12 protein-coding genes are annotated in these 13,583 nt (G+C 32.7%); 11 read left to right on the top strand and 1 reads right to left on the bottom strand.

Annotated features, from left to right (window positions below; genetic code table 11):
- Positions 1–24: 24 nt before the first annotated feature.
- The 10 genes from dnaK to KO515_RS16210 all read left to right on the top strand — a co-directional run bounded on the left by dnaK (position 25) and on the right by KO515_RS16210 (position 12,445).
- Positions 25–1,938: a molecular chaperone DnaK gene (dnaK, locus tag KO515_RS16255; RefSeq protein ID WP_215937392.1), complete on the top strand. Its 1,914-nt coding sequence runs from the start codon at positions 25–27 to the stop codon at positions 1,936–1,938.
- A 250-nt stretch (positions 1,939–2,188) separates the two neighbouring features.
- Positions 2,189–3,418, top strand: a complete 1,230-nt coding sequence (locus KO515_RS16250; protein WP_215937391.1) for a class I SAM-dependent rRNA methyltransferase — start codon at positions 2,189–2,191, stop codon at positions 3,416–3,418.
- A gap of 102 nt (positions 3,419–3,520) precedes the next feature.
- A complete protein-coding gene (locus KO515_RS16245; protein WP_215937390.1) occupies positions 3,521–4,468 on the top strand; it encodes an NAD(P)H-dependent flavin oxidoreductase in 948 nt (315 codons plus the stop codon).
- Positions 4,468–4,695, top strand: coding sequence for a hypothetical protein (locus tag KO515_RS16240; RefSeq protein ID WP_215937389.1), 228 nt, complete (start codon positions 4,468–4,470; stop codon positions 4,693–4,695). The genes KO515_RS16245 and KO515_RS16240 overlap by 1 nt, the downstream gene beginning before the upstream one ends.
- A gap of 116 nt (positions 4,696–4,811) precedes the next feature.
- A complete protein-coding gene (locus KO515_RS16235) occupies positions 4,812–5,159 on the top strand; it encodes a YciI family protein (RefSeq protein WP_215937388.1) in 348 nt (115 codons plus the stop codon).
- A gap of 6 nt (positions 5,160–5,165) precedes the next feature.
- Positions 5,166–6,407 (top strand): RNA polymerase sigma factor, encoded by a 1,242-nt coding sequence (locus KO515_RS16230; RefSeq protein WP_215937387.1) that lies wholly within the window; start codon positions 5,166–5,168, stop codon positions 6,405–6,407.
- Between the two features lie 159 nt (positions 6,408–6,566).
- Positions 6,567–6,932 carry a VOC family protein gene (locus KO515_RS16225; RefSeq protein ID WP_215937386.1) on the top strand — a complete coding sequence of 122 codons (366 nt, stop codon included), beginning with the start codon at positions 6,567–6,569 and terminating at the stop codon, positions 6,930–6,932.
- Positions 6,933–7,058: 126 nt separating this feature from the next.
- Positions 7,059–7,379, top strand: coding sequence for a YtxH domain-containing protein (locus KO515_RS16220; RefSeq protein ID WP_179320017.1), 321 nt, complete (start codon positions 7,059–7,061; stop codon positions 7,377–7,379).
- Between the two features lie 498 nt (positions 7,380–7,877).
- Positions 7,878–12,035: a PAS domain S-box protein gene (locus KO515_RS16215; RefSeq protein ID WP_215937385.1), complete on the top strand. Its 4,158-nt coding sequence runs from the start codon at positions 7,878–7,880 to the stop codon at positions 12,033–12,035.
- A gap of 2 nt (positions 12,036–12,037) precedes the next feature.
- Positions 12,038–12,445 (top strand): response regulator, encoded by a 408-nt coding sequence (locus KO515_RS16210; protein WP_215937384.1) that lies wholly within the window; start codon positions 12,038–12,040, stop codon positions 12,443–12,445.
- Between the two features lie 14 nt (positions 12,446–12,459).
- On the opposite strand, the gene KO515_RS16205 is transcribed toward KO515_RS16210, so the two are convergent.
- Positions 12,460–13,101, bottom strand: a complete 642-nt coding sequence (locus KO515_RS16205) for an alpha/beta hydrolase (RefSeq protein ID WP_215937383.1) — start codon at positions 13,099–13,101, stop codon at positions 12,460–12,462.
- Positions 13,102–13,154: 53 nt separating this feature from the next.
- Between KO515_RS16205 and KO515_RS16200 the strand changes: the two genes are divergently transcribed.
- Complete coding sequence (locus tag KO515_RS16200; RefSeq protein ID WP_215937382.1) at positions 13,155–13,580, top strand: PaaI family thioesterase; 426 nt, start codon at positions 13,155–13,157, stop codon at positions 13,578–13,580.
- Positions 13,581–13,583 lie beyond the last annotated feature (3 nt).

Genomic DNA, 13,583 nt, shown 5'->3' with positions numbered 1-13,583 from the left:
GGAAAACAAATAACAAATATAATTATGAGTAAGATTATTGGAATTGATTTAGGTACAACCAACTCTTGTGTTTCTGTAATGGAAGGAAATGAGCCTGTTGTAATCCCAAACGCTGAAGGTAAGAGAACAACACCTTCAGTTATCGCTTTCGTAGAAGGTGGTGAAATTAAAGTTGGAGATCCAGCAAAAAGACAAGCGGTGACTAACCCAACAAAAACAGTTTATTCTATTAAACGTTTTATGGGTAATAAGTATTCTGAGTCTAAAAAAGAAGCAGAGCGTGTACCATATAAAGTGGTAAAAGGTGACAACGATACTCCAAGAGTAGATATCGATGGTCGTTTATATACACCTCAAGAATTATCGGCTATGATTCTTCAAAAAATGAAGAAAACTGCTGAAGATTATTTAGGACAAGATGTGTCTGAAGCTGTAATTACAGTGCCAGCATATTTTAACGATGCACAACGTCAGGCTACAAAAGAAGCTGGTGAGATTGCAGGACTTAAAGTTCGTAGAATTATTAACGAACCAACAGCTGCGGCATTAGCTTATGGTATGGACAAAAAAGGTACAGATCAAAAAATCGTAGTATTTGATTTTGGTGGTGGTACACATGATGTTTCTATTCTAGAGTTAGGTGATGGTGTTTTTGAAGTATTATCTACAGATGGAGATACGCACTTAGGTGGTGATGATGTTGATGAAAGAATCATCGATTGGTTAGCTGAAGAGTTTATCAAGGATGAAGATATGGATTTACGTAAAGACCCAATGGCTTTACAACGTTTAAAAGAAGCTGCTGAAAAAGCAAAAATTGAGTTATCATCTTCTGCACAAACAGAAATTAACTTACCATACGTTACAGCAACAGCTAGTGGACCAAAGCACTTGGTACGTACATTAACACGTTCTAAATTTGAGCAGTTAATTGACGATTTAATCAAGCGTACTATTGAGCCATGTGAATCGGCATTAAAAGCAGCAGGTTTATCGAAGTCAGATATTGATGAAATTATCTTAGTAGGTGGTTCTACACGTATTCCAGCAGTAGTAACAGCAGTAGAGAAATTCTTCGGAAAAGCACCAAGTAAAGGTGTAAACCCTGATGAAGTTGTATCTTTAGGTGCAGGAATCCAAGGTGGTGTATTAACAGGTGATGTAAAAGACGTTCTTTTATTAGACGTAACACCATTATCTCTTGGTATTGAAACTATGGGTAATGTAATGACGAAGTTAATTGAGTCTAATACTACGATTCCTACTAAGAAATCGCAAGTATTCTCAACAGCAGCAGACAATCAGCCATCGGTAGAGATTCACGTATTACAAGGTGAGCGCCCAATGGCAGCAGATAATAAAACGATTGGTCGTTTCCATTTAGATGGAATTCCACCAGCAAGACGAGGAACACCTCAGATTGAAGTAACGTTTGATATTGATGCCAATGGTATCATTAAAGTATCTGCTACAGATAAAGCTACAAACAAAACACAAGATATTCGTATTGAAGCTTCATCTGGATTAACAGAAGAAGAAATCCAAAAGATGAAAGCTGAAGCAGAAGCTAATGCAGAATCTGATGCAAAAGCAAAAGAGACAGCTGATAAGTTGAATGAAGCTGATGCTATGATTTTTCAAACTGAAAGTCAACTGAAAGAATTTGGTGATAAATTATCTGATGATAAAAAAGCACCAATTGAAGCAGCACTTGAAGAATTGAAAAAAGCATACGAAACAAAAGATATCGCAGTTATTACACCAGCTTTAGAGAAAATCAATGAAGCATGGAAAGTAGCAAGTGAAGAAATGTACAAAGCACAAGCAGAAGGTGGAGCACCAGAAGGTGGACCTACTGACGCAGGTGCAGGTGCAAAAGGACAAGCTGCTGATGACAGCAGTGATGTTGAAGATGTAGATTTCGAAGAAGTAAAGTAAGTAGAGAACCAACTTTCGCTTTTTCGTGAAAGTTGAGTGAGTCGCTTATCCCGAATATCATTCGGATCTAACGTCAATTATATAAAAAAACGCAACCATTAATTTGGTTGCGTTTTTTTTTATACAGAAGCGTCTAGTTAAGATTTTTAATGCCTTTATAGGAAGGTCTTCATTATATAAAACATATTACTATCGACATAAGATTGACAATATATTTAAGTTTTGTACTTTCGAAGCCTAATATATAAGAATGTCTTTTTCAATTCAAAATAAAACCAATTACACACCTAAACGATTAGCCATAAAACTTAACGCTAAAGGAGAGCAATTCGTTGTGAAAGGACATCCTTGGGTATTTTCTAATAGTATCGTAAAAATCAACGACGATGCCAAAACAGGTGATTTAGCCATTATTTTTAGTAAGAATAAGAATAAAGTGGTTGGTTTGGGATTATACGACGCTAATTCACCCATTCGAATTAAAATAATTCATAATGCTGAAACTAAAGTTGAAGTTAACGCTGATTTTTTTCATCATAAAATAGAATTGGCTTTTAAAAAACGAGTAGAATTACTTCAAACTAACACCAATAGTTATCGTTTACTGTTTGGTGAAAATGATGGCTTTCCGGGTTTGATAGCCGATGTCTATAATAAGGTACTTGTGGTAAAATTATATTCTGAAATTTGGTTGCCATATTTAGAATCTATTTTAGAAAGTTTACAACAAATTTCTAAAGCGGAAACTATTGTAATGCGTTTAAGTAGAAGTCTTCAGAATAGCAAAAATCATTCATTAAAAGATGGGCAGGTCATTTATGGAACTTTAAATAATGAAGTTGTAGAATTTGTAGAACATGATGTCAATTTTTCTGCTAACGTGATTAAGGGACATAAAACAGGTTATTTCTTAGATCATAGAGACAATCGGAGACGCGTTGGGGAAATGAGTAAAGGCAAAACAGTATTAGATGTGTTTTCCTACGCTGGTGGGTTCTCTGTTCATGCTTTGGCAAACCAAGCAAAGGAAGTAACAAGTTTAGATATCAGTAAGCAAGCCCTAGATATGGCACGTGCGAATGGAAAATTGAATAACTATTCTGGTCAGCACAAAACTATTTCTGGTGATGCTTTTGCAGAAATGAAAGCCTTGATTGAAAAAGGGAAAACCTATGATGTGGTCGTTATTGACCCACCAAGTTTTGCAAAACAACAATCTGAAATTGATTTAGCTAAAAAAAAATATGCACAACTGGCTGAATTAGGTGCTCAGCTAACATCTAAAAAGGGACTTTTAGTCTTGGCTTCCTGTTCCTCTAGAGTATTAGCTCAATCATTTTTTGACTTGAATGAACGTGTGCTTAATTCACAATCACGACTTTTTGAGACCGAATTAAAAACAAAACATGATAGTGATCATCCTATTGGATTTGCAGAAGGTGCCTATTTAAAATGTGGTTATTATCGCTTTTTGGAGTAAAATTCTATGAGTTGATTGGTTATACGATTATTTATTAATTGCAAAGTACTATGCGTGCATAGTAAAATTCAGTATATTTGTCATCTAAATATTCAATACATCATGGAAACTAAACTAACACAACTTCTCAATATAAAATATCCAATAATACAAGCTCCAATGTTTCTAGTTTCTAACGTTGCTATGGTGACAGAAGCCATGAAAGCTGGAATTGCCGGTTGTATTCCGGCATTAAATTATAGAACTTTAGAAGCGTTGAGGGCAGCTATCAAAGATTTGAAAGCGAATAAAGTTGAGGGAGGTTCGTTTGGCTTCAATCTCATTGTAAACAAATCTAATGTGAAATACAAAGGTCAATTAGAGATACTTTGTGAAGAAGGTTGTGATTTTATAATCACCTCATTAGGTAGTCCAGAAGAAACGATTAAACAGGCACATGCTGCAGGAATAAAAGTATTTTGTGATGTTACGGATTTGAGATTCGCTAAAAAAGTGGAACAATTAGGAGCTGATGCTGCAATCGCTGTAAATAATGAAGCTGGTGGACATCGAGGAAATATATCTCCAGAAGCATTAACAAATTTATTAAGTAAAGAATTAAGCATTCCCGTGATTTCAGCAGGTGGAGTAGGCTGCAAAGCTGATATCGATAAAATGTTGAGCTATGGTGCGGAAGGTGTTTCTGTCGGAAGTCCTTTTATTGCTTCAGTTGAAGCAGGTGTAACAGACGACTATAAACAAGCCTGTGTGGATTATGGAGCAAAAGATATCATAATGACAGAGCGTATTTCTGGTACACCTTGTACAGTGATTAACACTCCTTATGTTCAGAAAATAGGAACGAAAGCGACTTGGATTGAAAACTTGTTAAACAAGAATAAAAGTCTGAAAAAATGGGTGAAAATGATTCGTTTTTCAATAGGAATGAAAGCTACCGAAAACGCGGCTAAAAAAGCCACTTATAAAACGGTTTGGGTTGCTGGTCCAAGTATTGAACACACCAAAGAAATTCTACCTATAAAAAGTATTGTAGATAAATTGGTTAATTAATGGCTATAACATCAAAGACCATTAATGATTCTTACCATAATAATGAGGATGCGAAATCTGTAAAACGCTACCAACCAGGTGATGTTATTACGTTTCATGCCGCAAAATCGTATTTTAACAATCACGTTGGAAAAAGCTATTATCTTTTGGCTCGTGACACTTTAGATACAGGTGAAATTATAGAATTTCAATATTATTACACACCTAATACCTTACCTTTTAAATAATAACATTCTACTTTAGAAAAAAGTCTATATATTTATTTCAAAATTTTTTTCAAGAATTGTCCTCTTTTATCTTTTGGTAAACGTCATAAGGATATAACTATTAAATTTTAAAAATTATGAAAGATTTTATGATGATTTTCGTTGGTAAGGAGTATGTTGATTTAGGCATGTCACCAGACGAGTTACAAAACAGAATGGAAAAATGGTTTGCATGGGGCGCCAAAATGGAACAAGCAGGCATTTTGAAAGGAGGCGAAGCTTTAACCCCACAAATTAGACGTGTTACAGGTAAAGACAGAACTGTTACGGATTTAACCTCTGCAGAAGTTAAAGAAATAGTCGGTGGTTTTTATTTGATAAGAGCTAAGGATTTTGATGCCGTACAGGAAATTGCTAAAGATTTTCCGGATTATGATTTAGGAAATACAGTGGAAATTCGTGAAATTATGGTATTCGATCAATAACCGTTAATGGAACCAAAATTAATAGACCATCTTTTTCGCCATCACAGTGGAAAGATGGTTTCTGTTTTAACACGAATATTTGGACTACAACATCTCGATATTATTGAAGATGCCGTACAAGACACCTTTGTAAAAGCGAGCTTATCTTGGAGAAAAGAACAACCAGAATATCCTGAAGCCTGGCTCACAAAAGCAGCTAAAAACAGAGTTTTAGATATTTTTAGAGCTTTAAAAGCTCAAAAGAATAATAGTCTTCATATTACTCAAGGAACAGATGCCATCGCCATAAATGAATTATTTTTAGACTCAGAAATAGAAGATGCACAACTCAGAATGATTTTTACAGCGTGCCATCCTCAACTAGATCCTAGAGATCGCATTTCATTTGCTTTAAAAACGGTTTCCGGATTCAGTATTAAAGAAATTGCTTCGGCATTACTCACTAAAGAAGAAACGGTAAAAAAACGATTATTACGTGCTCGCAAAGCGATTAAATCAGCCCATTTACAATTCAATATTCCACAAGGTAAAGATTTAAAAGAACGCTTAGATAGCGTATTAGAAGTGTTATACCTTATTTTTAATGAAGGGTTTCATTCTAATACTAAAGACCAATTAATTAGAGAAGATCTATGTGGTGAAGCCTTACGTTTGTGTCAATTATTGCTCAACCATCAACAAACGCAATTACCAGAATGTTATGCGCTTTTTGCATTGATGTGTTTTCATTCGGCGAGATTAGAAGCCAAAACAAACATTAAAAATGAAGTGCTTGATTTAAAACAACAAGACAGAGCCTTATGGCATATGCCATTAATTGAACTTGGCAATTCTATGATGTTTAAAGCTGTTGAAACAGACTATTTTTCATGTTATCATTATGAAGCTGCCATTGCTGCCGAACATTTAAAAGCTAAAACTTTTGAAGCTACCAATTGGAACAAAATTTTACAATGGTACCAAGCATTATATCGGTTACAACCCATGGCGTCACATTTATTAACTATAGCAGTAATTTCCATGCAAACTAAGGATTACAAAACAGCAAATACGTATTTAAAGCAACTAAAACCTGAAGAATTAGAGCAACGTGCCTATTTATTTTACGCAGCAAAAGCAGATTATTATGCCGAAACCGATAATTTTGATGAAGCTTTACTGCAAATTAATTTAGCTTTAGAAACAGTGACTAATAGTTTAGAGAAAGTATATTTATTGAAGAAAAAAGCGTCCTGGTTAAACGGATAAGATTTACAAATCTAACAATTTAACTACGTTAGACATGGTTATGACGAAGCGTTATGAAAATCTTAATTTTATTCAATTCTTTATGTCCATCATAAATAAAACAAATGATTCGCTAAATATTCGAAATTGAATTAATTAAGAAAATCAAAATAAAGACAAATGAAACTAAAACCAAAATCCATAAGACCATTTATAGGTGCTAAAGATTATAAGCTTTCAAGAGAATTCTATCGCGATTTAGGCTTTGAAGAATTTGTTATTTCGCATAACATGTCTGTTTTTAGGACTGGAGACTTCGCTTTTTATTTACAAGATTATTACGCCAAAGATTGGATTGATAATACTATGGTTTTTCTTGAAGTAGATAATGTTCATCATCATTTAAAACATCTAAAGAAGAGCGGTATAGTTGAGAAGTATAAAAATACAAAATGTTCAGAAATTATTTATAACGATTGGGGGAATGAGTTTTTTCTTCATGACCCTTCAGGTATACTTTGGCATTTTGGAGAATTCAATACATAAGTTAAATAACCGTTTTTAATAGCTTAATATTTCCATAAACTCTTGGCATTAAATTTGTTTGTAACAAAACAGTTCGTTTTACGACGTATAATGTAGAACACAAGTTTAATAAAAAAGAAAAAAGTTATGATAAATAAAGGAACATTAGTATTAGGAGCATTAATTGGAGCAGCTGCAGGCGTTTTGTTAGCACCAGATAAAGGCAGTGTTACAAGAGAAAAATTAAAAAGAGAGGGTAGAGATATCAAAGATCAAATCACCAATGATTTTACAGAAGTCAAAGAAGACTTATCTAAAGCGGCATCTTCTGGTAAAGAAAAATTCAAACAAGATTTAGAAGATTTTGCTTCAAAATCGAGTTACAAAACTGAGCAGGCTATCACCTTTTTAGAAAAGCAATTAGCAATCCTCAAAGAAAAAAATAAGACACTACAAAAGCAAGTTTAAATTAAAATTACAATCATGCAAATTCTTTAGGAATTTGCATTTTTTTATGTTGCAACTATACATTCGCCAGCTATATTTAAATTAGAATCTATCTAAATTTATAAAAAAGTTGTATGTATTATGTGAAACTAAAACACTTCATAAAACCAATGTTTTCGATTTAAAAATAAATGACTATTAAGCGCATAATAAAGCAGAAGCAGGATAAGGCTGATTAAAATTTTTATTTTTGGTTTAACGTTCTTTATTTCATATAAATATAAATCCAATTAAAACTAATACTTGACATTATAATGTTGTGATTTAATTGTTTTCTATTTAATAATTTTTTGTATTTTAACATTTATTATGATAATTTAAGACCCCAATTCGTATCACTTGCATTATCTTTTTGAGTAAATAGATTGTAGATTTTTTTAAATTTTCTATTTAAAAGAGAACACCAATAATGGTGTTGTATTGTGCTAGTAGTAACTGGGTTTGATTTAAGGACAATAAATGAAAATATTAGAAAAATCACTTAAATATAAATACCTACTATTTGTATTTACATTTATTTTTATAATTATTGCTATGTTAATTTTTATTCAACATAGTATTAACTCTCAAGTTTCGGATGCGCATTTAATTAATATTTCGGGACGTCAACGCATGTTAAGTCAGAACTTAACAAAATTAGCTTTTAAAATAAACTACAATGAGGCTAATAATGTTGAAAACAATTACATAAAAACCTTAGACTCTATTTTAACAGAATGGGAAACCAGACATCGATATCTTCATTCTATAAATAACGACAAGTGGAAAAACGACGCCATAGATTCTTTATTGGTGGTTAATGAAAAATATCAAAAAGAAATCTATAGCGCAGGTATGCGTATTGTAGATAATTATGGTGAACTTAATATTCAGAACGATGTTGATATAATTTCTAGCCTAGAAGAACCTTACTTACTCAATACAGATATACTAGTTTTAGAATATCAAAAAGCTACTGAGCGTCATTTAAAAGGTCTTAAAGCAAAAATTTACATATTTGTAGGTATTGCTTTACTCATAGTCTTATGCGAATTTCTATTTATGGTGATGCCAAGCACCCGAAAATTATTAGACAAAAGTAAAGCGCTATTAAAAGCCAATACAGCTTTAGAAGTATCAGAAGAAAAATTATCACAAAACCTTGACGAACTTAACAAATTACAATCGGATTTAGAATCAAGAGAAGTGTTTAATAAGACCTTTATTGAACAAATTCCCGCAGCGGTAGCTATGCTAGACAATGATTTGCGCTATATTTCGGTTTCTAGAGAATGGATTAATGTTTTTAAGTTAGAGGATGAAGAGGTTATAGGTAAATTACATTACGATGTGTTTCCTGAAATAAGTGAAGCGTGGCGAGAAATCAATAAACGTTGCCTTAATGGAGAAACAAACCGTTGTGATGAAGCCCCATTTGTTAGAAAAGATGGAACAGTGCAATGGGTTTATTGGGATACATGTCCTTGGTATAATGAAGCTGGTTCTATAGGAGGGATTGTTATAAGTACGGGAGATATCACAAAATCAAAAAATAAGGAAACTAAAAATAAACGCTTAGAGAATATATTATTTAAAATTAATGAAGTTGCAAGAATTGGAGCATGGGAAGTCGATTTACAGAATAATAAATCCTTTCTAAGTGATGTAGTGCGAGACATACATGGTATATCAAAAGATTACACAATAACTACAGAAAAGGGGATTCAATTCTATAAAGAAGGGAAAAGTAGAGAAACACTACTTAAAGCACTGAATGCTGCTGTAAATGACGGTACACCCTATGATTTAGAGTTAGAAATGGTTAATACTAAAGGCGAGGTAATTTGGGTACGCTCAATATGTCAAGTAGAAAGAATTAATGGAAAAAGTATTAGACTATACGGATTACTGCAAGATATTAATAATAGAAAACTCTCACAGCTAGCATTAAAAAAGGCAAATGCAGAATTGAACGCTATATTTAACACTAAAGCAATAGGCATAATTACGACAGACTTAGATCGTAATATAAATAAATTTAATCCAGGTGCAGAAATTCTTACAGGATACTCGGCTTCAGAAGTCATTGGAAAGGAAACTCCAAGGTTTTTTCATTTAACTCCTGAATTAAATGCTTTTAAGGTAGATATTGCAAAGCGCTATGGTAAAAGAGTAGAAGGCTTTGATGCTCAATTAGAAATGTCTAAGCACAATCATTTTGATATGCGCGAATGGAGCTATCTGAGAAAAGACGGAAGCCTTTTACCTGTACAATCGACATTAACGTCCATTAAGGATGAAGAAGGCAACCATATTGGATATTTGGGTGTCTCAACAGATATTACTGAGAAAAAAATTGCGGAGAACGAATTATTACGAAAAAATCAACTATTAAATTTTGCAGAAGAAATTACCTTAATGGGGAATTGGCAATGGGATACTATAGCTAATAGTATACAATGGTCCGATAGTTTGTATAACATTTTTCAACTCGATACGAGTATACGAGATTTGAGTTTTGAGACTTATTTTGATTTTGTACATCCTGATGATAAAGATAGTGTTACCGCGTATTTTAATAATATAGAGCATGATAAACGACTCAATGTATTTACGCATCGCATTATTGCAGGTGATGGTAAGGAAAAATATATAGAGCTTTTAGGAGAGGTTATTACCGACGAAAATGGTCATATCATTGAAATGATAGGTACTTGTCAAGATATTTCTGCTTCCAAAGCTGCTGAAAAAAAATTATACGAAGCACATACGCAACTAAAGGCTATATTCAACTCAGGACCTGTAGCAATAATGTCTTCGGATAATAATGGTATCATAAATCATTTTAATGCTGGTGCTGAATTTTTATTGGGCTATGAAGCTGAAGAAATTGTAGGTAAAAAAGAACCAGAATTTTTTCACATTGAAGAAGAATTAGAACGTTTTAAAATAGACATAGCAAAAAAGTACAATAAAACGGTACAAGGTTTTGATCCCTATAATGAAATAGCTAAGAATAATGCCTTTGATACCAGAGAGTGGACTTTTCGTAAAAAGGATGGTTCTACATTCCCTGTAGAATTAACATTAACAGCCATTAAAAATGAAAAAGGAGAAAAAATAGGCTTTTTAGGAGTGTCTACAGATATTTCTGAAAGAAAACAATCTCAATTGGAGCTTCTTAGAAAAAACCAATTATTAAGTTTTGCTGAAGAGTTAAACTTAATGGGAAATTGGCAAATTGATTTTGTAAATGATAAGGTAAAATACTCGAATAATCTTTATCGTATTTTAGGTTTAGCTGATAATGCAGAGATAACCTATGATACGTATTTGAATTTTGTTCATCCAGAAGATAAAGACATGGTAATTAAACACCGTGATAAGCTTAATGAGGAAAAAATATTTGACGATATCGTACACAAAATAAAATTAGATGATGGTACAGTAAAAATTGCACAGTTACGAGCTCAAGTAATTACTGATGGTTCTGGTGAAATTATTGAAATATTTGGTACATGCCAAGATGTTACAGCGCAAAGAATGGCAGAAAATAAGTTTAGAGGTCTGTTAGAGTCGGCACCAGATGCTATGGTTATCGTAAATGAAAAAGGCGATATACAGCTCATAAACAAGCAAGCTGAAAAGTTATTTGGCTATTCTGCTGATGATTTATTTGAGGAATCGGTAGAGATTCTTATTCCTAATCAGTTTACTAGTAATTTTAAGTTGCAACCACATACAGAACTTAGCGAAAGTGATTTAAATGCCTTAGGCGCTGAAAAGGTTAAAGAGTTTATAGGAAAAAATAAGGACGGCAAAGATATACCAATCCAGGTGAGTTTAAGTCCACTTGAAACCGAAGAAGGGCTTTTAATTTCAGCAGCTATTAGAGATATTACCATTCAAAAGTCGGCGCAATTAAAAATAATTAATGCTAAAAACGATTTAGAACGATTAGCTCAAAAATTAATCATTCAAAATACACAATTAGCTGATTTTGCTCAGATTACATCTCATAATTTGCGTGCTCCAGTAAGTAATCTTAATGCACTCTTAGGGTTTTATAATGACTCAAATGACGATGAGAAAGCGATGTTGTTTAAGAAATTTGAAAAGGTAACGCAGCATCTTACAAATACGTTAAATACCTTAGTAGAAGCTATAAAAATAAGAAGTGATAAGACAAGAAAAAAGGAAGATATTAAATTTGAAGATGTCTTAAAAAACACCACCGAAATTTTAGCAGGTGAGATCATTGAAACTAACGCCATAATTAAGACTGATTTTTCAAAAGTTCCAATAATTAATTATGATAAAATTTATTTAGAAAGTATTTTTCTTAACTTGCTCAGCAATACCTTAAGATATAAAGCAAAGGATAGAAATCCAGAAGTTTATATTGAAACAGCTATTAACAACGGTCAAATTGAGCTGAAAATCCATGATAATGGTTTGGGTATTAATTTAGATAGACATGGTGAAAAAATATTTGGTTTAAACAAAGTTTTTCACAGACATCCAGAAGCCAAAGGTATAGGGTTGTATATGACCAAAACCCAAATTGAAGCTATGGGTGGCACAATTACAGTTTCGAGTAAAATTAATGAAGGAACCACATTTACAATACAGTTTTAAACATGAGCGATAAATTCAATATATGTATTATTGATGATGATGACATCTACCAATTCACAATTACTAAAATTTTACAATCTCTTAAACTCAACAAAAAAATCATTGCATTTTCTGATGGGGAAGAAGCCTTAGATTTTATGATTGCCAATCTGTATAATGACGATGAATTACCAGACGTTATTTTTTTAGATATTAATATGCCTATTATGGATGGTTTTCAGTTTATGGAAGAATATGTAAAACTTAAACCAAAATGGAATAAAAAAATAACAATATACATGGTGTCGTCCTCTGTAGATCCTGTAGATATAGAAAAAGCCAACCAAATAAGTGATATTTCAGATTATATCATTAAACCTATAAAGCCAAACGAGTTAAGGTCTATAATGGCAAATCTTGAAAAAGAATAATAGCACTACAGTTGCTATTCAACTAATGCATTGATTAGATCAACATTTACCACATGTTTCCCTTTAAAAGGTATGATTGAGACGCGTGAATGAAAAAGGGCTTTTGCTCGTGCTGTTTCATGTTGTATTCGCGCCTCGTCTAAATACTCGTCTTCCGTACCATATATTAATTTTACCGCTGTTTCATTAGGTAGATATTCAAAATCTTTAGACGTTAATTCTTTTGGTATACCGCCAGAATGTATCACTAATTGATTACATGGTAATTGTCGTTTTGCTAAATATCGCAAAGCAACACTTACACCTTGTGAATATCCTAAAACTATAAAATTAATATTATCCGGAATTTTTTCAACCTTTAAAACCGCATCAAAATAATTTATAATACTTTCTGTGCCAGCTTCAGTGTCAACTTTAGTGAGCCAATTTGCTCCCACATGCATTTTAGGTTGAATATAAAATTTGCTTGGAGCTTGTGGTGCAATGATATAATTCCCTTCAGCATTTAATTTATCAAAATATCTTAGAAAATAACGGCTCAAATACCCCATGCCATGGCAAACCAACCAAATCGTTTTTGTACGTTCTGTAAATGTATTTAAAGTAGAGTAGGAGTTAGTAGCTGTATATGTGATTTCTTTCTCTTGTAGAATCATTTTTCTTAGTGGTTTCTGTATCTTTGTAATCGATTCAAAAATACTATTTTTATATGCAAATGAATAAGAAGGACTTCCTAGATAAAGCAAATAAGGCAAGCAAAAATACGCTTATGGAAACCTTAGATATTGAGATGGTGGATTTTGGTGATGATTTTTTAGTGGCGAGAATGCCAGTGACATCTAAAGTATATCAGCCAGATGGTGTATTACATGGAGGTGCAACTGCAGCTTTAGCAGAAAGTGTAGGTAGTTTTGCATCACACATTTTTATAGATACCGAAAATATGTTTGTTCGCGGTTTAGAAATTACAGCCAATCACCTTAAAAGTATTTCTGAAGGATTTATTTATGCTAAAGCTACATTTATACATAAAGGTCGTACCACACAATTATTAGATATTAGGGTGACCGACGAGGCGGATAATTTAATTTCTATCTGTAGATTATCTACAATTTCTCTTCCAAAAAAGAAGTAACTA

Source organism: Winogradskyella psychrotolerans, assembly GCF_018860545.1.
Classification (GTDB): domain Bacteria; phylum Bacteroidota; class Bacteroidia; order Flavobacteriales; family Flavobacteriaceae; genus Winogradskyella; species Winogradskyella psychrotolerans_A.
This window is presented reverse-complemented; position numbering and strand designations above follow the sequence as displayed.

Excerpts from the sequence above, each read along its gene's own strand:
- dnaK (WP_215937392.1), top strand. The coding sequence starts at position 25 with ATGAGTAAGATTATTGGAATTGATTTAGGTACAACCAACTCTTGTGTT.
- KO515_RS16250 (WP_215937391.1), top strand. The coding sequence starts at position 2,189 with ATGTCTTTTTCAATTCAAAATAAAACCAATTACACACCTAAACGATTA.
- KO515_RS16245 (WP_215937390.1), top strand. The coding sequence starts at position 3,521 with ATGGAAACTAAACTAACACAACTTCTCAATATAAAATATCCAATAATA.
- KO515_RS16240 (WP_215937389.1), top strand. The coding sequence starts at position 4,468 with ATGGCTATAACATCAAAGACCATTAATGATTCTTACCATAATAATGAG.
- KO515_RS16235 (WP_215937388.1), top strand. The coding sequence starts at position 4,812 with ATGAAAGATTTTATGATGATTTTCGTTGGTAAGGAGTATGTTGATTTA.
- KO515_RS16230 (WP_215937387.1), top strand. The coding sequence starts at position 5,166 with ATGGAACCAAAATTAATAGACCATCTTTTTCGCCATCACAGTGGAAAG.
- KO515_RS16225 (WP_215937386.1), top strand. The coding sequence starts at position 6,567 with ATGAAACTAAAACCAAAATCCATAAGACCATTTATAGGTGCTAAAGAT.
- KO515_RS16220 (WP_179320017.1), top strand. The coding sequence starts at position 7,059 with ATGATAAATAAAGGAACATTAGTATTAGGAGCATTAATTGGAGCAGCT.
- KO515_RS16215 (WP_215937385.1), top strand. The coding sequence starts at position 7,878 with ATGAAAATATTAGAAAAATCACTTAAATATAAATACCTACTATTTGTA.
- KO515_RS16210 (WP_215937384.1), top strand. The coding sequence starts at position 12,038 with ATGAGCGATAAATTCAATATATGTATTATTGATGATGATGACATCTAC.
- KO515_RS16205 (WP_215937383.1), bottom strand. The coding sequence starts at position 13,101 with ATGATTCTACAAGAGAAAGAAATCACATATACAGCTACTAACTCCTAC.
- KO515_RS16200 (WP_215937382.1), top strand. The coding sequence starts at position 13,155 with ATGCAAATGAATAAGAAGGACTTCCTAGATAAAGCAAATAAGGCAAGC.